Origin of the sequence: Niastella soli, assembly GCF_017742245.1 — a bacterium.
GTDB lineage: Bacteria > Bacteroidota > Bacteroidia > Chitinophagales > Chitinophagaceae > Niastella > Niastella soli.
This window is the reverse complement of the sequence record NZ_JAGHKO010000003.1, coordinates 150,365-174,053: the sequence shown is the minus strand read 5'-3', so window position 1 is coordinate 174,053 and position 23,689 is coordinate 150,365. Positions and strand designations below refer to the sequence as shown.

Annotated in this window: 19 protein-coding genes and 1 tRNA gene; 11 read left to right on the top strand and 9 right to left on the bottom strand. The window is 44.6% G+C overall.

Annotated features, from left to right (window positions below; all coding sequences use genetic code 11):
* Nucleotides 1-72: 72 nt before the first annotated feature.
* Complete coding sequence (locus tag J7I42_RS14780) at nucleotides 73-633, bottom strand: GNAT family N-acetyltransferase (protein ID WP_209139596.1); 561 nt, start codon at nucleotides 631-633, stop codon at nucleotides 73-75.
* A 245-nt stretch (nucleotides 634-878) separates the two neighbouring features.
* On the opposite strand from J7I42_RS14780, the gene J7I42_RS14775 reads away from it, so the two are divergent.
* The 7 genes from J7I42_RS14775 to J7I42_RS14745 all read left to right on the top strand — a co-directional run bounded on the left by J7I42_RS14775 (nucleotide 879) and on the right by J7I42_RS14745 (nucleotide 8,852).
* Nucleotides 879-3,944: a SusC/RagA family TonB-linked outer membrane protein gene (locus J7I42_RS14775; RefSeq protein WP_209139595.1), complete on the top strand. Its 3,066-nt coding sequence runs from the start codon at nucleotides 879-881 to the stop codon at nucleotides 3,942-3,944.
* A gap of 33 nt (nucleotides 3,945-3,977) precedes the next feature.
* Nucleotides 3,978-5,384 carry a SusD/RagB family nutrient-binding outer membrane lipoprotein gene (locus tag J7I42_RS14770; RefSeq protein WP_209139594.1) on the top strand — a complete coding sequence of 469 codons (1,407 nt, stop codon included), beginning with the start codon at nucleotides 3,978-3,980 and terminating at the stop codon, nucleotides 5,382-5,384.
* 262 nt (nucleotides 5,385-5,646) lie between these two features.
* Nucleotides 5,647-5,717 (top strand) — tRNA-Gln (locus J7I42_RS14765).
* Between the two features lie 661 nt (nucleotides 5,718-6,378).
* Entirely contained in the window at nucleotides 6,379-6,963 is a 585-nt protein-coding gene (locus J7I42_RS14760) for an RNA polymerase sigma factor (protein WP_209139593.1), read from the top strand.
* A 64-nt stretch (nucleotides 6,964-7,027) separates the two neighbouring features.
* Nucleotides 7,028-7,372, top strand: coding sequence for a hypothetical protein (locus J7I42_RS14755; protein WP_209139592.1), 345 nt, complete (start codon nucleotides 7,028-7,030; stop codon nucleotides 7,370-7,372).
* Nucleotides 7,369-7,896 carry a Spy/CpxP family protein refolding chaperone gene (locus J7I42_RS14750; protein ID WP_209139591.1) on the top strand — a complete coding sequence of 176 codons (528 nt, stop codon included), beginning with the start codon at nucleotides 7,369-7,371 and terminating at the stop codon, nucleotides 7,894-7,896. Before J7I42_RS14755 ends, J7I42_RS14750 begins: the two co-directional genes overlap by 4 nt.
* 275 nt (nucleotides 7,897-8,171) lie before the next feature.
* Entirely contained in the window at nucleotides 8,172-8,852 is a 681-nt protein-coding gene (locus J7I42_RS14745) for a TapB family protein (RefSeq protein ID WP_209139590.1), read from the top strand.
* 171 nt (nucleotides 8,853-9,023) lie between these two features.
* On the opposite strand, the gene J7I42_RS14740 is transcribed toward J7I42_RS14745, so the two are convergent.
* From J7I42_RS14740 to J7I42_RS14710, 7 genes are all read right to left on the bottom strand, one after another.
* Nucleotides 9,024-12,482, bottom strand: coding sequence for a T9SS type A sorting domain-containing protein (locus J7I42_RS14740; protein WP_209139589.1), 3,459 nt, complete (start codon nucleotides 12,480-12,482; stop codon nucleotides 9,024-9,026).
* Between the two features lie 373 nt (nucleotides 12,483-12,855).
* Complete coding sequence (rfbD, locus tag J7I42_RS14735; protein WP_209139588.1) at nucleotides 12,856-13,731, bottom strand: dTDP-4-dehydrorhamnose reductase; 876 nt, start codon at nucleotides 13,729-13,731, stop codon at nucleotides 12,856-12,858.
* Nucleotides 13,732-13,740: 9 nt separating this feature from the next.
* Nucleotides 13,741-14,301, bottom strand: a complete 561-nt coding sequence (gene rfbC, locus J7I42_RS14730; protein ID WP_209139587.1) for a dTDP-4-dehydrorhamnose 3,5-epimerase — start codon at nucleotides 14,299-14,301, stop codon at nucleotides 13,741-13,743.
* Between the two features lie 34 nt (nucleotides 14,302-14,335).
* Nucleotides 14,336-15,409 (bottom strand): dTDP-glucose 4,6-dehydratase, encoded by a 1,074-nt coding sequence (gene rfbB / locus J7I42_RS14725; RefSeq protein ID WP_209139586.1) that lies wholly within the window; start codon nucleotides 15,407-15,409, stop codon nucleotides 14,336-14,338.
* A 64-nt stretch (nucleotides 15,410-15,473) separates the two neighbouring features.
* The gene (locus J7I42_RS14720) at nucleotides 15,474-16,457 is read right to left on the bottom strand and encodes a UDP-glucuronic acid decarboxylase family protein (protein ID WP_209139585.1); all 984 of its coding nucleotides are present in this window, start codon (nucleotides 16,455-16,457) and stop codon (nucleotides 15,474-15,476) included.
* A gap of 14 nt (nucleotides 16,458-16,471) precedes the next feature.
* Entirely contained in the window at nucleotides 16,472-17,800 is a 1,329-nt protein-coding gene (locus J7I42_RS14715; RefSeq protein ID WP_209139584.1) for a UDP-glucose dehydrogenase family protein, read from the bottom strand.
* A gap of 36 nt (nucleotides 17,801-17,836) precedes the next feature.
* The gene (locus J7I42_RS14710) at nucleotides 17,837-18,973 is read right to left on the bottom strand and encodes a DegT/DnrJ/EryC1/StrS family aminotransferase (protein ID WP_209139583.1); all 1,137 of its coding nucleotides are present in this window, start codon (nucleotides 18,971-18,973) and stop codon (nucleotides 17,837-17,839) included.
* Nucleotides 18,974-19,222: 249 nt separating this feature from the next.
* Between J7I42_RS14710 and J7I42_RS14705 the strand changes: the two genes are divergently transcribed.
* Nucleotides 19,223-20,617, top strand: coding sequence for a 3-deoxy-D-manno-octulosonic acid transferase (locus J7I42_RS14705; protein ID WP_209139582.1), 1,395 nt, complete (start codon nucleotides 19,223-19,225; stop codon nucleotides 20,615-20,617).
* On the opposite strand, the gene J7I42_RS14700 is transcribed toward J7I42_RS14705, so the two are convergent.
* Complete coding sequence (locus tag J7I42_RS14700) at nucleotides 20,590-21,405, bottom strand: hypothetical protein (protein ID WP_209139581.1); 816 nt, start codon at nucleotides 21,403-21,405, stop codon at nucleotides 20,590-20,592. The genes J7I42_RS14705 and J7I42_RS14700 overlap by 28 nt on opposite strands.
* A 93-nt stretch (nucleotides 21,406-21,498) precedes the next feature.
* Between J7I42_RS14700 and J7I42_RS14695 the strand changes: the two genes are divergently transcribed.
* From J7I42_RS14695 to ccsA, 3 genes are all read left to right on the top strand, one after another.
* Entirely contained in the window at nucleotides 21,499-22,068 is a 570-nt protein-coding gene (locus J7I42_RS14695) for a thymidine kinase (RefSeq protein WP_209139580.1), read from the top strand.
* Nucleotides 22,069-22,124: 56 nt separating this feature from the next.
* Nucleotides 22,125-22,775 carry a heme exporter protein CcmB gene (locus J7I42_RS14690; protein ID WP_209139579.1) on the top strand — a complete coding sequence of 217 codons (651 nt, stop codon included), beginning with the start codon at nucleotides 22,125-22,127 and terminating at the stop codon, nucleotides 22,773-22,775.
* 208 nt (nucleotides 22,776-22,983) lie between these two features.
* Nucleotides 22,984-23,682, top strand: coding sequence for a cytochrome c biogenesis protein CcsA (ccsA, locus tag J7I42_RS14685; protein ID WP_209139578.1), 699 nt, complete (start codon nucleotides 22,984-22,986; stop codon nucleotides 23,680-23,682).
* Nucleotides 23,683-23,689 lie beyond the last annotated feature (7 nt).

The window sequence follows — 23,689 nt, the reverse complement described above, 5'->3', positions numbered from 1 at the left end:
TACATAGTTTTACTTATTCCCATTTACATAAAAATCAACAACGCGTAGAATTGCATGCAGTACGATTAATTGCTATATATCCGTTAATGCGCTTTTTTGCCACTCCTCTTTTAGCATAGAATAAACATACAGGTCAACGAACTGGTTGTTTACAAATTCACCTTGCCGGATAATACCTTCCCTTTTAAATCCCAGCCTTTCGGGAATGGCCTGGCTTTTACTATTGGCCGTGGCAGCCCTTATTTCTATGCGATTCAATAACAGATAAGAAAAACCTTCCTCAATGATGGCTTTACAGCACCGCGTAATGATGCCCTTCCCCATCCATTCTTTATCGAGCCAGTAACCAATGGAAGCGCTTTTGTTGGTAAGATCGATATTGTACATCCCCACCCTTCCTACCATAACCTGACCGGCCATGATCACATAACCCATTTCCGTGTGATTGGCATACCGTTGTTTTGAACTGTTGATGTACTTCCTAAAATCTTCTACAGAACGCATATGGTCAACCCAGGGCAACCACTCCCGCAAATGCTGCCGGTTAAGCTTTACCAGTTGATACAGGGTCTCTGCATGCTGATTGTCTATCAACACCATTTCAAGTGTATTATCCACCTTTATTTTATTCATTCGAATGATTGTAGCTATAGCCTAATTTACTGATTTCTTGAACATATCATGTGTTATTAACATCAATTCCGGTAAACAAGTAGTCAAGAACCATTAACACATTTACGATACACCAATATAAATTCGTACTGTATCCAGGGAGTGTTCATTTCTTTCCTGGCGGTTGGTTACTCCCCTACCACTATTCCTGTACTCTAACGACTACCCACCGTAGCAATTACAACATACAACCAAAACAACATAACATGCAACCAAAACTGCTAGGCATCATTGCATTTATTGCAACACTATTATTCTGTACGGATACCTGGGCACAAAACAAATTAGTGCGGGGTAAGGTGCAGGATGAAAATGGCAGCCCCCTGTCCAAAGCCACCATTATGTTAAAAGGCTCTAAAGCCGGTATCAGCAGTAGTGACGATGGAAGTTTCGAGATCAACGTGTCTGCCAATACCACGTTGGTCGTTACTGCCATTGGCTATAATAAAAGCGAAGTAAAGATCGCAGCACAAGACTTTGTAACGATCACCCTTTCACCTGACGGACGCTCCCTGAATGAGGTGGTGGTTACGGCCCTGGGTATTAAACGCGAGAAAAGAAACCTCACCTTCAGTTCGCAGGAAATAAGATCCGAGGAACTGGTCCGCGCTAAAGAACCGAACATTTTGAATGCGATGACAGGCAAAGTGGCCGGGGTGCAGATCACCAGCAGTACGGGTGCACCCGGTTCTTCAAGCCGCATTGTGGTGCGGGGTGTCACCTCTATCTTTAGGAACAACGAAGCCCTTATTGTGGTAGACGGTGTTCCCATAAACAATTCAGAAACCGGCGCCGTGAACAATGGCCCTGGCAGTAACCGGTTGCTTGATATTGACCCGGCCATTATTGAAAGTGTGAACGTTTTGAAAGGCGCAGCTGCTACCGCCCTGTATGGTTCAGCCGGCGCCAGGGGTGTAGTAATGATCACCACAAAAACCGGGAACACCAGTAAAAAACCTGCCATTACTATTTCACAGGACCTCTCCTTTGAAAACGGCATTTTTGCCAAAGTACAGGACAAATACGCACAAGGTGATCGTAAGGAAATTAACGGCGTCACCTACGACAATGTATTTTATGACGGGGATGTCAATAAGGCCAGTAGTTCATGGGGACCGCTGCTGGATACCTTACGGATGAATGGCCAGCCCGTTCAAAAAAGAAACCAGCTAAAAGACTTTTTTCAAACAGGCGTAACGTCTACCTCTGCCATCAGTTTTTCCGGCTCTAACAGCCCAGGCTCCAGCTATTTCGTTTCTTACTCCTATCTCGATCAAAAAGGCATTGTTCCTACCGCCTATTTAAAACGGCATTCCCTGTTTACCAAATTCACCACCAAACTCACCGATAAAATAGCGGGCACTTTTCAATTCAACTATGCGAATAACCGAAGCAACCGCGTGCCTGAAGGCTATAACCTAGAAAGCCCCATCTGGACAATATACGCGGCCCCTATTTCCTGGAACCCATTGCCCTATCTGAATGCGGATGGCACGCAACGCGTTTACCGTTTCGGACGTAATAATCCGTATTGGGTGCTGGATAATGTTTACACACATGGCACAGTGAACCGCTTTTTACCGGTGATCACTTTAAATTATGCGGTTACCGACTGGCTGAATTTAACCGAAAGAATGGGCGCCGATCTGTACACCGAGCAGGTGAAATATTTTGAGGCCCGCGGTTCTGTTGCCAATCCTAATGGGGTGATCGTTGACCGCACCAATACATTCCGCCAGTATAATCATGACCTCATTATCGATGCACATAAACAGTTCAATAAATTCAATGTGCAGTTATTGCTTGGTAACAATGTATTATCCACCTACACCCAGGAGGTGGAAGGACGAGGTGTAGGATTATCAATTACCGGTAGCTATGATAATGTGGCCAATGCCTCCACCCAAACCTATAGTGAAAAACATTATCAAACCCGGAAAACTGGTTTCTATTCCCAGGCAAACTTTGATTACAATCATATTCTGAACCTGGCGATAACCGGCCGGTACGACGGTAGTTCGGTCCTGGCACAAAGCAACAGCTTTTACCCATATGGTTCTGCTGCTGCGGGTTTTGTGTTTTCTGAGTTATTTACCCCCCGGCTATCTTCCATTTTCAACTTTGGTAAAATACGCGTGTCATATGCTACTGTTGGCAACGATAATGTTGACGTCTATTCATTGTCTACTCCTTATCAGAATGTAAGCAATACCAATAACAATACTATTGGTGGCATCTCCTTTCCTTTTCAGGAACAAAATGGTTTTCTACTGAAAGATATACTCGGCAACCCTAACCTAAAGAATGAACTGGTACATGAGTTTGAGACCGGTATTGAGGTAAAAGCATTGAACAATCGCATTGGCGCTGAAGTATCGTGGTTCAATAAAAAAGTACAGGATGGACTTATACCGGTTACCATTTCTCCCACTACCGGCTATAACCAAACTACCATCAACACTGCCCGTATGCAGACAAAAGGAGTAGAAATATTGTTGAATGCCAACCCCGTGCAGGCCGGTAAATTCAACTGGGACCTTATTTTCAGTTTTACCAAACTTAATAATAAAGTACTGGCCCTGCGCGAAGACCTTACCAGTGTAAACATTGGCTTTACGCAGGCCATAGTTGGCCAGCCATATGGGGTTAAATTTGGTACCCGCTTTGCCCGCGACAGCGTTACCGGCCAATGGCTGATCAACGCCAACGGCCTTCCCTTCGCTGATCCCCAACAGGGCATTCTTGGAAATATTTCACCCGACTGGCTGGCCGGGTTAACCAATAACCTGAGTTATGGCCCCCTTAGCTTAAGCTTCTTTTTTGATATGAAAAAGGGCGGGGTCACCGAAAATAACGTAGATGGATATGGCTACTTCTACGGCACTCCTAAAGTAACGGAGAATCGCGAGGTACGTGTTGTGCCGGGCATCAGCACGGTAGATGGCAAAGCCAATACGGTGCCTGTAAAGGGGCAGGACTACTGGCGTCAGGTATCGGGCGTTGTAGAATCGGTAATACAGGACGCCACCTATATTAAACTTCGGAATGTAAGTCTGGGCTATGTGCTACCGGCCAAACTGATTCAAAAAACACCACTCAAATCAGCATCATTAACTGTAACTGGCAGAAACCTGTGGATACACAGTCCGCATTTTACCGGCGGAGATCCGGAAACCAATTCATTTGGTTCCTCCAACGGCTCACTGGGCATTTACTCCTTTTCAACACCGACAGCCCGCTCGGTAAATATCAGTTTAAAGATCGGATTATAAACAGCCGTCCATTCACTTTTAAACAAGATCATTATGCGCATAATAACATATACCCTCCTGCTCGTTTTTTGCATTACCACAGGATGTAAAAAATTTATTGATGTAAACAACGACCCCAATAATCCAACCAGCGTACAGGAAGCACTGATTCTGGCGCCGGTTGAATTGAATGTAGCCACCGTGCTCACCGGCGGCTCCTTCTACGCCTCAACCGGAATGGCGGCTATACTCGTAAATCATTATATGCAGAATATTGCGTTGAACCAGCCTGTGCCCAATGAAGGCACTTATCAATTATTCAATATAGCCCTTGATGATTCCTGGAAGAGTATTTACGTAGTGAGCCTGAACAACCTGAAGGCCTTGCATGATAAAGCCATCACCACCAATAATTATAACTATTCAGGGATTGCCAATATCCTGAGTGCCTTTTGTTTGGGCATTGCAACTGATTACTGGGGTGATGTGCCTTATACAGAAGCGTTTAATGGTAACACGCAATTGAAACCGGTGTACGATTCGCAGGAAAGTATTTACAAAATCATTCAACAATTACTCGATGATGGTATTGCCGACATCAACAAGAATGGTACCCTAAAACCAGGCAAGGATGATTATTTCTATGGTGGTAATATGGATGCCTGGAAGCGGCTGGCCTATACCTTGAAGGCCCGGTACTATATGCATCTTACCAAAGCACCTGGTTATACGGCGGTCAATCAGGCCACATTGGCCCTGGCGGCTTTACAAAACGGGATGGATAACAATGACGATGATCTGAAAATGGAATATCCCGGCAGCCCCGGTTTTGAGAATCCATGGTTTCTGAATTTTCAGTCCGTATCAACCATCGTATTGTCATCCGCCTGTGTTGACACGCTGGTTGCACGTAATGATCCACGCCTGCCCAAACTGATAGCCAAAGCCAAAGAAACGGGACTGTACAATGGCCGGCCCATTGGGTCAATCAATATCAGCGGAAGCCTGGATGTTTATTCACTTCCCGGTGTGGCCGTTGGGGAAGCCAGCTCGCCGGTGTATGTACTTAATTATTCAGAAGCGCTTTTTCTGAAAGCGGAAGCTACATTGATAAAATCAGGTTTTGCCGCAGCTGAGCCGGTTTACCAGGAGGCCATAAAGTCGCATATGGAAAAATTGGGTATTACCACAACCAATATAAATACCTATCTCGCCAATAGAGGTACTTTAACGGCCGCTAATGCCTTGCAGCGGATCATGGAAGAAAAGAAGATAGCTAATTTTTTATCAATTGAAAACTTTAACGACTGGCGGCGGACGGGATTTCCTTTGCTGACGAAAGTACCCAACTCTCTTTCGGATATACCCCGCCGGATGTTGTATCCGCAGGTGGAACTCACTTCAAATCCGCAGACGATCCAATCGGCTAAATTAACGGATCGGGTTTGGTGGGATAAATAAGCAACAAGCAATGGGTAACAGGTAGTTGGTTCTGAGTTTATTATTTTTTGAGTACCCGGGTCGCGACTTGACTGCTACCTGTTTCCCGCTGCTTCGCAAATTTGATAAAATAATCTCTATCCATCACCGGACACAATGGCTTTACCTAATCGGAGTTCAGTATTTTTTTAAAAGGGGGCCGATTTTGATTTTGTGGCCATTGAGATAAATTTTACCTTTGTAGTCGCTTTTGAGAAAATTGAAATCACGCTCTTAAGCAGATTGCCCGATAGTATAACGGTAGTACCACAGATTCTGGTTCTGTTTGTCTTGGTTCGAATCCAGGTCGGGTAACAAAGGCCCTCGCACGCAGTGCGGGGGCTTTTTTATTTGGCGGCGCCCCGAGCTTGCTCGGTGGAGCAGACAAATAAAAAAGCCAGTCCCGACGTATTCGTCGGGACTGGGTCTTTGGGTAATACAAAGCGGTACTGGATCGGCGAAGCCAATCCAGGTCGGGTAACAAAGGCCCTCGCACGCAGTGCGGGGGCTTTTTTATTTGGCGGCGCCCCGAGCTTGCTCGGTGGAGCAGACAAATAAAAAAGCCAGTCCCGACGTATTCGTCGGGACTGGGTCTTTGGGAAATACAAAGCGGTACTGGATCGGCGAAGCCAATCCAGGTCGGGTAACAAAGGCCCTCGCACGCAGTGCGGGGGCTTTTTTATTTGGCGGCGCCACGAGCTTGCTCGGTGGAGCAGATATTCGTCGGGACTGGGCCTTTGGGTAATACAAAGCGGTACTGGATCGGCGAAGCCAACCCAGGTCGGGTTAACAATTCGCAATGAGTAATACAAAACGGTTTGGATCGCCAAAGGCAATCCAGGCCGGAACATTTAATAAAATTTTTCAGGTCCCAAAATAGCCGGGTGATCTACACTTTTGGCCTGTCTACCTCGATTTGCCATATCATATCTCAGGATTTCGTAAGTTGTAGCCTCAAATTTAAACGGCCGTCTTTTTGAACGAACTGGATCTGATACAACAACTCCGGGCTGGAGATGAAGGGGCATTCAAATCATTGGTAGCAAACTATCAGGACCTGGTATATAATACGGCGTTGGGGGTAGTTCAAAACAGTGAGGATGCCGAAGACGTTGCTCAGGAAGTATTCATTCAGGTATACCGCTCCATCGATCAATTTAAAGGTGATGCCCGGCTCTCTACCTGGATTTACCGCATTACCACCACCAAAGCACTGGACCACATTCGCAGCCGCAAACGCAAGAAGCGTTTTGCCTTTATTACCAGTCTTTTTGGCCCGAATGACGAGCTGGTGCATGAACCGGTTGATTTTCAACACCCCGGCGTGGCATTAGACCGAAAGGAACAAGCGGCCCTGTTGTTCCGGATGATTGATCAATTGCCTGAAAATCAGAAAGTAGCATTCACTTTACATAAAACTGAGGAGCTGAGTTACCAGGAGATTGCCGATGTAATGAAATTATCGGTATCGGCGGTGGAATCGCTTTTGTTCAGGGCCCGGCAGAATCTGCGGAAACTGTTGGAAAAATATTATCAACAGAATAATCCACAAGACAAATAAGCGGTTCGAAGGTTTTAGGGTTTATTAGCGTCAAATGTATAAGTTTACATCGTAAATTACATTTATGTCAATCGATTCAAATAACGACTCCCGGATTGATTCAGTGCTGAATAGCCTGGATGGGATGCAGCGGGCTAAAGCGCCTGATTTCCTGTATACCCGTCTGCAAGGAAGGATGGAGCGAGAATTTGACCAGGGTGGTCCACTTGGCCGCTGGCTTACCAAGCCGGTACTGGCCTTAACGATTGCAGTAATTATTCTCATTGCAAACGCTACCACCGTGTTAAAAATGTGGGAGCAAAATACGGCTTCCTCAAATATAAACAACGAATCAGGTCAAATAGTAGCTGCTGAATACCCAGCAGGTGGTATGTACCCTGTATATAATGAAAATTCACTGGAACCATGATTAGGCCCCCCCGTCAAAGATGGCTTTTGGTACTTGTAGCGATCTTATTATTGACCAATATTGCCACCCTATCTATTTACTGGTTTAAAAAACCTGACCATGATGGTGGGCCTGGTCGCGAACCCGGTAGCCGGGAAAAAAAAATGGGTCAGTTCATGGTAGATCAAATGAAGTTCGATGCTGCCCAGGAAACCGCTTACTGGAAGCTGCGCGATTCCATGATCACTATCCAAAGACCGGTAATGGACAGCATTCGCAATGCTAAAAAAGGTTTTTTTGATCTGTTGAACCAACCCAATGCAACAGATTCTGCTTTAATCTCCCGCAGTAATGAAATAGCTGATCTTCAAAAAAAGCTCGATCTCGTTACCTTCCGTCACTTTCAAAATGTGCGGGCACTTTGCCGTCCCGATCAATTGCAAAAATTCGATACAGTGATCAAAGAGATCGTAAACCGGATGACCAATCCTTTTAGAAGATTTAATAAACAAGGCGATTCTACTGATAAGGGCAATAGGCAATAGGTAATGGTGAACTCACAATTATTTAAGCATTCGCACCTTTTGCTGTCATCTAATACAGCAAAAAATAAACGTTAGCAACTAAAAGCAAACTATACGTCCCACTAAATCCATTAAGCATTATTTGCAAATTAGTGCGTACAATAATATAACTCCCATTCTACCCAAAAGCCCCGATACATAAGGATTCCAGCGAATAATTTACCACGAAAAGGGTATTAGGATGTACTATTTTTGGTTGTTACTTTGCTATTGATAGTAACACCAAAAAATTGTTTATGCGATCTACCATTTTGTTTGCCGCTTTCAGCTGCCTCCTCTCAAATGCCACGCTGGCCCAGGATTGCAACAACTACTATTTCCTGCAAAAGAACAAGACTGTTGAAATGACCATCTTTGATAAAAAGGGCCAGGCCAATGGCAAGCAGGTATATACTGTATCAGATGTCACCAATAGCGGTGATAATATTACTGGCACCGTTAATTCAGAAATGTTTGATAAAAAGGGGAAATCAATAGCCAAAGGGCACACCCAAATTGTTTGCAACGGGGGCGTTATGATGATCGATATGACCATGCAGTTGCCTCAGCAACAACAGGAACAATTTGCCAGGGCCGATGTAAAGGCAGACAAGATCTATATTGAATACCCTAACAATATGAAGCCGGGTGATAAATTAAAAGATGCTACTTTAAATATGGACATAGACAACTCGGGCATGAAACAGAACGTAAATATGGTTACAAGCGATCGCACCGTGGCTGCCAAAGAAAGTGTAACCACTACTGCCGGTACCTGGGATTGTTTCAAGATAACATACAAAAGCAAGGTTACGATAAAAACGATGGGCATTGGAATGCCTTTTAATATCGAAGGAACAGAATGGTTCGCTCCCGGATTCGGCATTGTAAAAACGGAAAGCAAACATGGCGGCACGGCCATTACAGCCATCAAATAAGTAATATCCTCAGTACGGAAACCAGGTCCCCCGACAAGTCGGGGGACTTTTTATTTACCTTCTGCCTCGCCCGCCGAAGCTTTAGCGTAGGAGGCAAAAAAAACAGGGCCATAAAAATGGCCCCGCTGGTTCTTACTTGTGTATGTATGAATTACGCCCTCTTGATCTTGTTTATTGTTTTACCATTTTCAGGTTGTACATTTTGTTGTTTTGCTGTACCTGAAGATAATACGTGCCTGTAGACAGCTGTTGCACATTTACTGATTGCCAGTTACTAATAACCTGACGGTGCATCAATATGCCCGAAGCATTATAAATGGTCAGCGTTGCATTCTGCCGGCTATCGGGTAATTGAATGCGCACCAAATTCTGAACAGGGTTAGGTTGTAAACTAACCTTTGTCTGTTCTTCTGTTTGCAGGGTAACAATTTTTGAATAACTGTATGCGCCATCTTTATCTGTTTGCTTGAGACGATAGTATAATTTCTGCTGGCTTATTACAGGCTCACTAAAACTGTAATGTTTATCACTGGAGCTATATTCGCTGCCAGCCACACGACCAGCTTCCTGAAAGTCAATTCCATTGGTACTTCTTTCCACAATAAACCAGGCGCTGTTCACTTCTGCAGAAGTTCCCCAACTCAATAATACCTTATCACTCTTTTGAGTAGCATTGAAGTATAACCAGGTTACGGGCAGGGTCCCGGTTGTAACGCTGCCACTTAGTACGGCACTGGTATTATAAACAGGGGCAGCGTTTCCATTATATTCAAATACTTTGTAGTAATATAGATCGCCAGGGGTTAATCCCGTCACGGTAACAGTGCTTCCATTGCCTGCATACACTACATACTCATCTACCGCAATCTGGGCACCCGATTTAAATACTGTATTGGCAGGATATACACCCAGATCGGCCGGCGCCGCCAATACATTACTGCCCTTTTTCACCACAACCAACCTGTTTTCGCCATTTCCATTGGTCCAGCTCAGGGTCATGTTGTTACCAGTAGTAGCGGTTACAGCATTGCTGGCGGCAACAGAAGGAGCGGCGGCAGTGGCGCCGGTAGCATTCAGCACAGAGCTGGTTAAATACCGCAGCAAGGAGCCTGTGCCATTGTATTCAAAAACGGTGAGGTAATAGGTGGTGGCCGGTAACAGATTGGTAATGCTTACTGAATTACCGGTCCCATTATACACTACATATTGATCACTCCCCAGGTTAGTGCCTGTACCAAACGCAGCATTGGCCGTGTAGCTGGTGGCACTGGCAGGGGTAAAATTCACTGCACTGCCGGCACGCATCACCACTACTCTACCATCGCCATTTCCGTTTGTCCATTTGAAGTTGAATTTATTGCCGTCCACTGCCGATACAACGGGCGCAGATGCAGCCACAGTAGGCACCGTGGCCCCGGGCAGATCGGTAGTGGTAAAGCTAAAGCTACTGCCTGGCAATAAATAAGCTGGCGCCGATGAACCGTTTTGTTCAAATCCCGATACATAATAAGTTGTATTGGGTGCCAGGTTGGTCACAGTAAAAGGCCCTACCCCATTTGTACGGAAAACAAAATAATTACCGGTACTGCCAACCTGAACAGCACCATACGCAAGACCATAACCTGCATTGCCAGACACCAAATTGGGATCTGCATCAACGGGTGAATTAGCCTTCATAAAGAACAGACGGTTGCTGCCATTACCTACTGTAAAACTGATGGTAGCCTGTGTTCCCTGAATATTGGAGGCTGTTAACCCGCTGGTTTGTATAGTGGGCCAGCTCACAGTGGGAGCATTACCCGTTAAAAAACTGGTTGTTAAATAGTCATTCACACCAGCATCTGAAGTATTGTACTCAAACACGGCAAAATAGTATGTAGCGCCAATCTCAAGACCCGTTAATTCAACATTGGTAGAGGTGCCATCATACACCACATATTCACCGGTGGCAACCTGAGTGCCCTGTGCGAAAACAGCGTTTGCCGTATAGTTGGTGCCATCAATTGGCTTATAAGTTACCGCCGCCCCTTTGCGTGCGATCACTATTCTTTTTCCGCCATTCCCATTTGTCCAGACAACCCGCACGCGATCGCCATCTTTTGAGATCTGGCTAAAAGCAGTTGCTGCCAGTGTAGGCTCCAACGGAATAGAAAAACTGATAGTAGCAGGCGTTTTGTTATATACCGGATAATTGGTACCATTGAATTCAAAAACACCAACATGATAAGTGAAACCCGCTTTTAAATTATTCAAAGTAAAACCGGCGCCATTCATTTGTCCGGCTATGGAATAGTTGCCCGGAGCTATCTGGGTACCTGAGCCAAAAGTTTGATTACCGCTGTATATCGTCAGGTCCTGAGGCACTGCATTCACCGCACTACTTTCTTTCGCCACAGCCAACCGGTAATTGCCGTTACCGGGAGTAAATCCAATCGTTGCAGTAGAGCCCGTGATATTGCTTACAGTTAAATTGGTAGCAATGGTAGTAGGCGGTAACGCCGTGCTTTTATTGCCATCAGTGGGTGTATTTAGATAATAAGTAAAGTTGCCTGCGGTTTCATCAAATTCAAATATCCTGAAGTAATAAACAATGCCAGGCTCCAGGTTGGTCACATTCAAATTCGTTGTATTGTTATTGCTTACCACATACTCCCCGGTGGCAATCTCCTGCCCTGAACCGAATACCGCATTGGCTGTATAAACCGTTCCATTGATGGGTGTTGCCGTTACCGGCGATCCTTTCCGGGCAATGATCAATCGTTTGCTTCCATTGCCTGGTGAACAGCCTACAGTAAGGCGACTTCCTTCAATACTGGAGAAAATAATTGATTGGGTTGGTTTTGTTGGGCCAGCGTTGGTAGTTATATTTCCCATGAACGCTGGTTTAAAATATACAGGTGTAGTATTACCATTATATTCGAAAAAGGAGAAATTGTAATTGGTGTTGGGTTCCAGTTTACTAATAGGAACTGAATTACCGGCGCCCCTGTAAACCGTATAATTATCAAGGTTGATCACATTACCGGTACCATATTCGCCGGAGTTATAGGGATAATAAGCTTTCAGATCAACCGGCTCGCCATTTACCGGTGAAGCTTTGCGGGCCAGAATAAGCCGGCCGGCACCGTTCCCGTTGGCCCAGTTAAGTTTTACCGAATTACCGGTAATTTCAGAAAAAACTACATTGCTTGCTTGTACATCGGGAGCCGATACCGTAGCCTTACTACCGGTTAACGGTATCATCAGGTATTTTGCAGCGGCGCCTGTACCATTATATTCAAATACAGCCGCATAATAGGTTGTTGCTGGCTTTAATTTATCAACAGTTACACTGTTCCAACTGCTTTTCAACACTACATATTCCCCTGCTGCAGTAAACTCCGTTCCGGCTGTTGCAAAATTTGAGTTGGCTGTATATTCTTTTCCATTCTCGGGCATGCCGGTAACCGGACTGCCTTCTTTTACCACCATAATGCGGTAGGTCCCATTACCATTGTCAAAGGAAATGGTCATACTTCCACCATCGATTGAAGTAAATTTAATGTTACTGGCCGGCACAGTGGGTTGAGCTTGCGCTGTGATAAAACTTCCGGCTAAAACAAATAATAATAGTGTATATATCTGTCTCATGGGTAAACTTGGTTATATAATAATAGATTGGTTGCTCCCTGATGCAGGGACAATGAATAAAATGATACCACGCAATCTGTTCACGATTGTCTTATAGCATCATTGGACCTTAAATGGGATCGTCATAACCGGTATGCGGGAGCAAATGTAGCAGGTAACTGACCGCGTTATAACGGCTTTAACATGGAATGCAGAATTGATAGGTTGAATTGTAGCAGGGGGCGATTAGAATGGGAAGGAGGAAATGTCAGTTGTGAGTAGGCTCGCCATATCGAAATGCTTCTAATTACTCGTATTTGCGAGTTAACGTGGCAATGTGTTAACCAGTCAACTTTATAAACTCTATCAGCCTTATAATCTACCAGTCAACTCATTAATTCAACAACCTTATACAAAGTTTCAATGACTCTTTCCAATCTGGAATAGTACAACCAAATGTTTGTCTGATCTTGTTGGTATCGAGTAATGAAAATGAAGGCCGTTTGGCGGGTGTGGGAAACTGTTCGGAAGGAATGGGATTAACCGTGCAGGAGCTGCCGGTCAATTCCTTAATAGCAACGGCAAAATCAAACCAACTGATTCGTCCCTGGTTGCTGTAGTGATACATGCCGGAATGCCAGTTAGCTGTTGAGGCCTGTGTATTGGCCACTATTTTCATCATACAGCCTGCCAGATCGGCCGCATAAGTAGGCGCGCCCACCTGGTCATTCACCACGCTGATAGCGGGCCGTTCGGCCATCAACTTCATCATGGTTTTTACAAAGTTCTTACCAAAGGAAGAGTACACCCAGGCCGTTCTGATGATGATGGCATCGGGGTTATACTGCTGGCAAAGCTGTTCACCTTTTAATTTGGATGCGCCATATTGATTCACCGGGTCGGTGGGAGCATCTTCTTTATATGGCACCGGCGACTGGCCATCAAATACATAATCGGTTGAAATATGAATGAATCGGGTATTATAGTTTTTGCAGGCAAGAGCCAGAATGCGCACGCCTTCTGCATTTACAGAAAACGCCAGCTCCTGGTCCGTTTCGGCTTTATCAACAGCGGTATATGCCGCACAGTTCAGGCAAAAAGCCGGGCGATGGGTTGCAAATATTTCCTGTACAGCTGCCTCTTCATTTATCGGCATATTGTCGGCATCTGTAAAAACAAATTCGAACGCAGTATAGGACGCGCTCAATACCTGTAATTCCTGTCCTACCTGACCATTGGCACCGGTGACTATAATAACTGGTTTCGACATAAATAACGATTATCCTTTAAATTCAAAGGGATTTACACAATTGGCAAATACAGGCAGTACCTGGTCTTTATCTGATACTACGGCTTTGTCCATTGGTATTTTCCAATCGATCTTTAAAGCAGGGTCATTGTATACGATACCATGTTCGCTGGCCTTATTATAAAAACGATCGCATTTATACAATACTTCAGCTGTTTCACTCAATACCGAGAACCCGTGTGCAAAACCGGCTGAGAGGAATAATTGTTTTTTATTTTCAGCAGACAATTCAATGGAGAAAGTTTTGCCAAACGTGGGTGAGCCTTTTCTGATATCAACGGCTACATCCAGAATGGTCCCTATTAATACCCGCACCAGTTTAGCCTGGGCAAATGGTGTAACTTGGTAGTGTAATCCCCTAATCACCCCATATGTGGAGCGGGATTGATTATCCTGAACGAATTCGTTTTCAATGCCAGCCTCACCAAACATTTTCTCGTTATAGGCTTCGAAAAAAAAACCGCGGCTATCATTAAACACTGTTGGTTCAAATACCAATAAACCAGGAAGTCCTGTTTCTATAAAAGACATTAGATATTGCAGATTTTAAATTATCGTTATTGCATTATCTCTTTGCATATTGCTCTTCATAATAATGCTGATAATCGCCCGAAGTTACATGCTTTATCCAATCTTCGTTTTGAAGGTACCAGTCAACTGTTTTTTCCAGACCTTCTTCAAACTGCAGGGATGGTGTCCAACCCAGTTCTTTATTCAGCTTTGTTGCATCAATGGCGTACCGCATATCATGACCCGGCCTGTCCGTTACAAAGGTGATCAGTTTGGCAGAGGTTCCTGCAGGACGGCCCAGTTTGGAATCCATGACCTTGCACAACAAATGAACGATGTCTAGATTCTTCCATTCGTTAAAACCACCCACATTATACTTATCACCGGTTTTTCCTTTATGGAAAATCACATCGATGGCGCGGGCGTGGTCCTCAACAAATAACCAGTCACGAACATTTTCACCTTTGCCGTATACTGGCAATGGTTTGTTATTCCTGATGTTGTTGATCATTAACGGAATAAGCTTCTCGGGGAAATGGTAAGAACCGTAGTTGTTGCTACAGTTGCTCATTACCACCGGTAAACCGTATGTATGGTACCAGGCCATTACAAAGTGGTCTGATGATGCTTTTGAAGCGGAATAAGGTGAGCGGGGATCGTATGCTGTTTCTTCAGTGAAAAAACCTTCGTGGCCCAGGGAACCGTATACTTCGTCGGTTGAAACGTGCATGAAACGTTTCCCTTCCATTTTAGCAGGTGATTGCGCCCAATATTTGCGGGAGGTATTAAGCAAGGTAGCAGTACCCAGTACATTTGTTTTTACAAAAGCCAGCGGATCGAGGATCGACCGGTCAACATGGCTTTCTGCCGCCAGATGGATCACGGCATCAAATGCATATTTATCGAACAGGGCTTCAATGCTGGCAGCATCGGTAATATCTGCTCTTTCGAATTTATAATTGGGAGCATGCTCCACATCTTTCAAATTCTCCAGGTTACCGGCATAGGTAAGTGCATCTGCATTCACAACTAAATACTCAGGGTATTTACTTACAAACAACCGCACCACATGCGAACCAATAAAACCGGCGCCACCAGTGATCATGATGGTTTTTGAAAAGGTGCTCATAGTATATTAATTAAAGAGGTACGCTTAACGTCCTTTCGGCCATCAAGCGTACGGTATTTTTTCTTTAAGCTTTGGCTACAAATTCTTTGGGCTGTTTAAACCATTCATCCTTTGGCAATGATTTAAAATACTCGTAGGTTACCTTCAAACCTTCTCTACGGCTTACTTTAGGTGTCCAACCCAGTATCTCTTTTGCCCGGGTAATATCTGGCTGCCGTTGTTTGGGATCATCAACCGGAAGTGGTTTATGCACAATTTTTTGAGTTGTCCCTGTAAGGGCAATGATCTCTTCGGCAAATTCTTTCAGTGATATTTCATCAGGATTACCAACGTTAACAGGTTGATGATAATCGCTCATTAACAACCGGTATATTCCTTCAATAAGATCGTCTACAAAGCAAAAGCTACGGGTTTGTGACCCATCGCCAAATACGGTCAGGTCTTCTCCGCGTAACGCCTGGCCAATAAATGCGGGCAGGGCTCGTCCGTCGTTCAAACGCATCCGGGGACCGTACGTATTGAAGATACGCACAATGCGGGTTTCCACGCCATGGAATGTATGGTAGGCCATGGTCATGGCTTCCTGAAAACGCTTGGCCTCATCGTACACACCACGAGGACCTACAGGGTTTACGTTACCCCAATATTCTTCATTTTGCGGATGCACCAATGGATCACCATAAATTTCTGAAGTAGAAGCCACCAGTATACGGGCACCTTTTGCTTTGGCAAGGCCCAGGCAGTTATGGGTCCCCAGTGATCCCACTTTCAATGTCTGAATAGGTATTTTCAGATAGTCAATGGGACTGGCAGGTGAAGCAAAATGTAATATATAATGCAGTTCGCCGGGAACATGAATGAATTTCGATACATCGTGATGATAGAACTCAAACTGTTCCAGCTTGAATAAATGCTCAATATTGCGAAGGTCGCCGGTGATCAGATTATCCATCCCAATAACATGGAAACCTTCTTTAATAAACCGGTCGCATAAGTGTGACCCCAAAAAACCGGCAGCTCCGGTGATAAGTACTCTCTTTCTTGACATGGGAAAAGGTTTAATTATTTTTCACTTTCATTGGGGTCAGCTACTGCCCGGCCCACGCTTTCGTAATAAAATCCTAACTCTTTAATGGCATCTGTTTCAAACAGGTTGCGTCCGTCAAAGATCACTTTATTTTTAAGTGCCGTTACGATCTTCAGGAAATTAGGCGTGCGGAACTCATTCCACTCAGTGGCAATGATCAATGCATCGGCGCCTTCCAGGCAATCGTATTGGTTTTCGGTGAATGAAATTTTATCACCTAACAACGCACGCACATTATTTACAGCTTCAGGGTCATAGGCAGATACAGAAGCACCTGCTTTCAACAGTTCATCGATAATATATAAAGCGGGTGCTTCGCGAATATCGTCGGTATTTGGCTTGAACGCCAGTCCCCACAGGGCAAAGCGTTTTCCTTTAAGGTTGCCTTTGAAATATTTGTTGATCTTGGGCAACAAATGCAGCTTTTGTTTTTCATTCACATCCATTACCGCATTCAGGATCTGGAAATCGTACGCCACTTCTTTAGATGATTTAACCAGTGCCTGTACATCTTTTGGGAAACAGCTGCCACCATACCCGATACCCGGGAACAGGAAACGTTTTCCAATACGGTCGTCGCTGCCAATACCGCGGCGCACCATATCAACATCAGCACCCAGGCGTTCGCACAACTGGGCTATTTCGTTCATGAAAGATATTTTAGTAGCCAGGAAAGAATTGGCGGCATATTTAGTAAGTTCGGCAGAACGAACATCCATGAAAATGATAGGGTTACCTGAACGTACAAACGGACCATACAGTTCGCCCATTACTTTGCGGGCTCTTTCAGTAGCAGCACCTATAACCACCCGGTCGGGTTTCATAAAGTCTTCTACCGCTACCCCTTCGCGTAAGAACTCAGGGTTTGAAACCACATCAAAATCACCTACATAGTTTTTTGCAATGGCGGCATATACCTTTTCAGCTGTACCAACGGGCACAGTACTTTTATCAATGATTACTTTATAATCGGTCATCAGTTCGCCAAGGTCTTTGGCAACACCCAAAATGTATTTCAAATCAGCACTTCCATCTTCACCGGGAGGTGTTGGCAATGCGAGGAAAACGATCTCTGCGTCTCTAATACCTTCAGACAAGCTGGTCGTAAAACGTAAACGTTCTTCTTTTACGTTACGAAGAAATAATTTTTCCAGTCCAGGTTCATAGATAGTGATCTGGCCTGAAGATAATTTTTCAACCTTTTTTTTGTCGATATCTACGCAAGTAACATCATTACCTGTTTCAGCAAAACACGTTCCCGTTACCAAGCCTACGTAGCCAGTGCCTACAACTGCGATTTTCATTTTGAGGATGTTTTAAAGGTGCCTTAACGCTAATTGTTATTGTTTATTAATAAACTCCAATACTTTGCTGGTAATAAACTGGAGCTGTTCATTACTCAGTTCGGTATGCATAGGTAAGGATATTACACGTTCTGTGAGCCAGTCGGTTATTGGTAACTCATATTTGGCGCCACCAAAAGCCTCAAACATTTTCTGGCGATGTGCAGGTACTGGATAATAGATCATTGAAGGAATGTTGTGCCCGGCCAGGAACTGGTTCAACCCATCGCGATCAACACCTTCCAGCAACAGAGTATATTGATGAAATACGTGATTGCAATAAGAAGCCCTGTTGGGAACAGTGATCTTTGAATGCCCGGCAAATGCCTTATCGTAAAAGGCAGCGGCATTGTTGCGGGCAGCAATATATTCATCCAAACGGGGCAGCTTTACATTAAGAACAGCCGCTTGTATACTGTCGAGCCGGCTGTTACAGCCAACGCGATCGTGGTAATATCGTTTAGCCCCGCCATGATTAGCGATCATTCTCAACGCCTCAGCAATGGTATCATCGTTGGTAAAGATGGCCCCGCCATCTCCATAACAACCAAGATTCTTTGAGGGGAAGAAAGAAGTGGTACCTATAGTACCCAGGGTCCCGGTTTTTTTAACAGTGCCATTGCTCAGCGTAATGTCGCCTCCAATAGCCTGTGCATTATCTTCAATAACCGGTATATTATTATGACGGCTGGCGATTTCCAGTATGGCTTCCATATTGGCTGCCTGTCCGTATAGGTGAACCGGAATAATTGCTTTTGTTTTGGGTGTTATGGCCCTTTCAATAGCAATGGGATCTATACAGAATGTTTTGGGATCTACTTCTACAAATACAGGTTTTAACTGTAAAAGGGCCACAACTTCGGTGGTGGCTATAAAAGTAAATGAGGGAATGATCACTTCATCACCTGGTTCCAGGTCCAATGCCATTAGTGCTATCTGCAGGGCATCAGTTCCATTGGCACAAGGTATAACGTGCTTAACCCCCAGATATTTACTTAATCCGGCAGCAAAGTCATGCACAGCTTTTCCGTTTATGAACGAGGTACTGTCCATTACTTCCTGGATCGCTGAATCTACTTCAGTTTTTATTTTTGCGTATTGCTGCTTTAAATCAACCATTTGTATGGGCTGCATACCTATCCTTGTTTTGTTAAAACGGGCACAAACGTACAGTAAAAAAATGGTGTGAGCAAGCTTATCAGGAGGAGCGGCTATAGAAAAACCCCATCCCATAAGTATATGCAAATTTATTGTGGTGTATAATCAGGGCCGGGGTAATTTCGTTCCTGTAGTTGACACATATTTAAAACTGCTCGTTTTTACCTATTTGACAATTCTGACGATAAAAACGACATTTGTTTTTTCTGAAATCAAATTATCACCGTGCACCTGTTTATTTATAATATCTTTTTGTTTTTATACTCTGTTGGAATCCGTATTACCTCCCTGTGGAACCCCAAGGCCCGTTTATGGCGTAATGGCCGGAAAGACATTTGGGCTGAATTACACAAAATTGCGGCAGCATGCGGAAGGCCCTCCTACACAAAGACTTCGGCGGGCGAGACAGCCGGCAGCGGGCCCTCCGCCGACAAGGCTCCGGCGGACGAGGCTTTAGGCGACGCACAGCAACTGATCTGGATGCATTGTTCTTCCCTGGGCGAATTTGAACAGGGCCGGCCGGTGATGGAATCGATCAAACAACAATACCCCACTGCCAAAATAGTACTTACCTTCTTCTCCCCCAGCGGGTACGAGGTGCGGAAGAACAATTCCGGTGCCGATCATGTGCTTTACCTGCCGATGGATTCAAAAGCCAATGCGCGCAAATTCATCAGCATACTGCAGCCCAGTCTGGTAATCTGGATCAAATACGAATACTGGTTCTATTATTTAACTGAATTAAAAAAGAAACAAATTCCGCTGTTACTGGTATCGGGTATTTTCAGGACCGACCAGCCTTTCTTTAAATGGTATGGCCGCCTGCACTGGTATATGCTGGAGAGCTTTAATCACCTGTTTGTTCAAACCGAACGTTCTAAAGAGTTACTGAGTACCATCGGATTTACCAAAAATGTAAGTGTAAGTGGTGACACCCGCTTCGACAGGGTTGTTCAGATAGCCGAACAATTTAAACCCATTGATCACATTGAACAATATTGCGGCGACAGCCCGGTTATTGTTGCGGGAAGCACCTGGCCTGAGGATGAAGAAGAAATGGACCATTATGCCAATACGCACCCCGAAATAAAATTCATTATAGCGCCGCATGAAATAAATGAAGAGCATTTGAGGGAAATAGAGAAGTTATTTAAAAACAGCATCCGGTTTTCAAAACTACCAGCGCTCTTCTCCCCTTCGCCCAAACCAGTGGCCAGGAACCGTCAATTGCCCTCTGAAAAGCAAGTACCCAATACGTTGATCGTCGACAATATTGGCATGCTTTCAAAACTGTACAAATATGCTACGATCACGTATATAGGTGGTGGCTTTGGCGACGATGGCGTACACAATGTGCTGGAAGCGGCTGTTTATGGTAAACCCGTGGTACATGGACCGGTGTACGAAAAATACATTGAAGCGGTGGAGCTGGTACAACAGGGCGGCGCTTTTGTGATCAATACTGCGCTGGAACTGGAGAAAACGTGTAACGACCTGCTGACAGATACCGGCAAATACCAGGTAAGCTGTCAGGCAGCCCGTAATTACGTATATAATAATAAGGGAGCAACAGAAAAGATAATACTTTACATTCAGGAGAACCGTCTTTTGACCAGCTGATAAAAGTGGCGGGTGCTTTCCTTGTTTTCGTCCCAACCCAGTTTTACTTTTAATTCTCTTTCAATCCAGTACTGGGCTTCGGGTAATATGCGAAAACTGTTGATGGTTTTTATGCTGCGTTCATACATCACTTCGTCGTTGCGGAAGAGTTCACTGATAAAAACGAAGCGGTCATTGATACCAATGGCACGGCGAAGGTCACGCACAGGTGCATCGTTCAATACATGCGCCACTTCCTTCACTTCTTCTTTTAACTTTTCATTAAGGGAAGACGTTGGAGTTGCCATCACTTCATTAAGCTCTTTCACAACCTGTTGATGCGCTAAAGTGGGGACTTCGCGTAATGGATCAATTTTCCACCCGTTTTCAGTATGAACTTCATGGTGATGACCATTACCATTATTTTTATCCACAGTTCCATTCATGCCGTTCCCGTTCACCACTGCAGGCGTAACAACCACAGGTGGCGCTTGTTCCACTACAACCGGAGTGTCTTCCACAACAGGTGCTTTTACTTCAACCGGAGGTTGTTCCACAGCCGCTGCAGGGGTATTTACTACCTTGGGAGCAGGTTTTTCCTCCGCTGTTTGACGAACCTGGTAGCTATGACCATTAGCCGCAGGCATTACCACTGCTACTTTTGACGTGTTGACGGTTCGGTGTGTGGACGTCGACATCTGTACCAATTCTGTTTCAATTAATTGGGCAGTTACTAATAGTTGAAACGGATCGGCGTTTTGTGCAAATTGTTCATTTAATTTGCCAATAAGTTGTGCTAAACGTTCCATAATAAGCGGGTACTTTTTTATGGTTAGAGTTAATTGATTGATGGTTAGAGCTAATGGATAAAGTTAACAATTATTGTACCTATTTCCGTTAAGATGTTTATAGAACCTAATATATCGGGTGAGCGCCGGGGCAGTATTGAAGTAATTTGCGGGTCTATGTTTTCCGGAAAAACCGAAGAGTTGATCCGGAGACTAAAACGGGCAAAGATCGCCAACCTGCGGGTAGAAATCTTTAAGCCTAAGATTGACGTGCGCTATGATGTTCATAACATTGTATCGCACGACGAAAACGCCATTCTGAGTACTCCTATTGATAACTCACAAACCATATTATTATTGCATGGTGAAGCTGATGTAATTGGCATTGACGAAGCGCAATTCTTCGACGATCAATTACCTGATGTTTGTGATCAGCTGGCTTTAAAAGGGATACGCGTCATTGTGGCGGGACTGGATATGGATTATACGGGTAAACCGTTCGGACAAATTCCCTTTCTGCTATCCAAAGCCGATTATATTACCAAGCTGCACGCCATTTGTGTACGATGTGGCAATATTGCCAATTATTCCTTTCGCAAAAAGGCCGATACGGCGCAGGTATTGCTTGGCGAAAAGGACTTGTATGAACCACGGTGCAGAAAGTGTTATTATGAAGTTCCTTAGCAATTTGCAAATGAATGTTAATATTGCATCGCATAACTTAAACATTTATCAATTCCTTGAACCACATAATTGCGCTTATTAAGAAAGACCTGTTGCTGGAGATCAGACAACAATACACTTTTTATGGTATTCTGTTGTATATAGCCTCCACCATCTTTGTTTTATACCTTGCCATGAACCAGCCCGAAGAAAAAGTATGGAATGGCTTGTTCTGGATGATACAGCTATTTATTTGCGTGAATGCAGTTGCGAAAAGTTTTCTGCAGGAGAGCCAGGGTCGCATGTTATATTTTTATACCATTGCGGGCGCACGTGATTTCATTCTTTCCAAACTATTATTCAATGCCGGGTTAATGATCATTATGAGCCTGGTTAGCCTGCTGCTGTTTCAATTGCTGATGGGTAATCCCTTGCAAAACCCCATCCGGTTTATTGGTTTTGTTTGCCTGGGCGGTTGCAGCCTGAGCCTGGTATTTACCTTTCTGGCAGCCATTGCCGCCCGTGCCCGCCAGGGCGCCGCCCTGATGGCCATTATGGGTTTTCCCTTAATTATCCCGCAGGTATTGTTACTGATGAAAATGTCGAATACCGCTTTTGCAGATATTATCCAGGTTGGCCTTTGGCAGATCGTTTTGCTGCTGGTGGCATTGGATGTGCTCGTTATTGCTCTGGCAGTCATTTTATTTCCGTTTCTCTGGAAAGATTGACCAGTTACCGGGTCCCGGGAACCGGAAACCGGCAACCGGTAATAAATTGGTAAGCCGATAGCAACAATTCATCCAAAGAACAGGCAGGTAATCCATAAACCCCCTCCTAATTAGTTTCTTTCCCCTAATTTTGCCCCACCAATTTTGGATTATTGGGTCATTCTTTACTTTCTGGTACCAATAATCACTCAACAAACTACAGGACGTTATGCAGGCGCTTATACACCGGAAATGGTGGAAAATATTGAGTATTGTATTACTGCTCTATACTTTTATTGCGGGTCTTTTAATTCCGCTTCCATATGAAACGGCATATGCCAACAGCAACCTGTACGAAAGCATGCGCAATTTCTTCTTTCATGTGCCCATGTGGTTCAGCCAGCTGGTCCTGATCTCTGTTTCGTTGTTTTACTCCATAAAATACCTGCGCAACCCCGATCCCATTTATGACATTTACGCCACAGAATTTGCACGTACCGGAACGGTACTTGGTTGCCTGGGCCTCATCACCGGTTCAATTTGGGCCAACTACACCTGGGGAACATACTGGAGCAACGATCCAAAACAAACAGGCGCAGCCATCGCCCTGCTTATTTACATTGCCTATTTTGTTTTGCGCAATTCCATGACAGATATGGACAAAAGAAGCCGGGTAGCGGCTGTTTATAACATTTTCGCCTATTTTATTTATATACCCATGATCCTGATACTACCCCGGCTAACGGAATCGTTACACCCCGGCGGAAAAGGAACGGAAGGGAACCCCGGTTTAGGTGGCAGCAGTCTCGACGCTACTATGCGACTGGTTTTCTGGCCTGCCGTAATAGGCTGGAGCCTTTTAGGTACCTGGATATCCACCCTCAGGTTGCGTGTTCGATTACTGGAAGAGAAAAAACATTCCGCATAATTTTTTG

Coding starts and splice junctions, on each gene's coding strand:
- J7I42_RS14780 (WP_209139596.1), bottom strand. CDS start 633: ATGAATAAAATAAAGGTGGATAATACACTTGAAATGGTGTTGATAGAC.
- J7I42_RS14775 (WP_209139595.1), top strand. CDS start 879: ATGCAACCAAAACTGCTAGGCATCATTGCATTTATTGCAACACTATTA.
- J7I42_RS14770 (WP_209139594.1), top strand. CDS start 3,978: ATGCGCATAATAACATATACCCTCCTGCTCGTTTTTTGCATTACCACA.
- J7I42_RS14755 (WP_209139592.1), top strand. CDS start 7,028: ATGTCAATCGATTCAAATAACGACTCCCGGATTGATTCAGTGCTGAAT.
- J7I42_RS14750 (WP_209139591.1), top strand. CDS start 7,369: ATGATTAGGCCCCCCCGTCAAAGATGGCTTTTGGTACTTGTAGCGATC.
- J7I42_RS14745 (WP_209139590.1), top strand. CDS start 8,172: ATGCGATCTACCATTTTGTTTGCCGCTTTCAGCTGCCTCCTCTCAAAT.
- J7I42_RS14740 (WP_209139589.1), bottom strand. CDS start 12,482: ATGAGACAGATATATACACTATTATTATTTGTTTTAGCCGGAAGTTTT.
- rfbD (WP_209139588.1), bottom strand. CDS start 13,731: ATGTCGAAACCAGTTATTATAGTCACCGGTGCCAATGGTCAGGTAGGA.
- rfbC (WP_209139587.1), bottom strand. CDS start 14,301: ATGTCTTTTATAGAAACAGGACTTCCTGGTTTATTGGTATTTGAACCA.
- rfbB (WP_209139586.1), bottom strand. CDS start 15,409: ATGAGCACCTTTTCAAAAACCATCATGATCACTGGTGGCGCCGGTTTT.
- J7I42_RS14720 (WP_209139585.1), bottom strand. CDS start 16,457: ATGTCAAGAAAGAGAGTACTTATCACCGGAGCTGCCGGTTTTTTGGGG.
- J7I42_RS14715 (WP_209139584.1), bottom strand. CDS start 17,800: ATGAAAATCGCAGTTGTAGGCACTGGCTACGTAGGCTTGGTAACGGGA.
- J7I42_RS14710 (WP_209139583.1), bottom strand. CDS start 18,973: ATGCAGCCCATACAAATGGTTGATTTAAAGCAGCAATACGCAAAAATA.
- J7I42_RS14700 (WP_209139581.1), bottom strand. CDS start 21,405: ATGGAACGTTTAGCACAACTTATTGGCAAATTAAATGAACAATTTGCA.
- J7I42_RS14695 (WP_209139580.1), top strand. CDS start 21,499: ATGTTTATAGAACCTAATATATCGGGTGAGCGCCGGGGCAGTATTGAA.
- ccsA (WP_209139578.1), top strand. CDS start 22,984: ATGCAGGCGCTTATACACCGGAAATGGTGGAAAATATTGAGTATTGTA.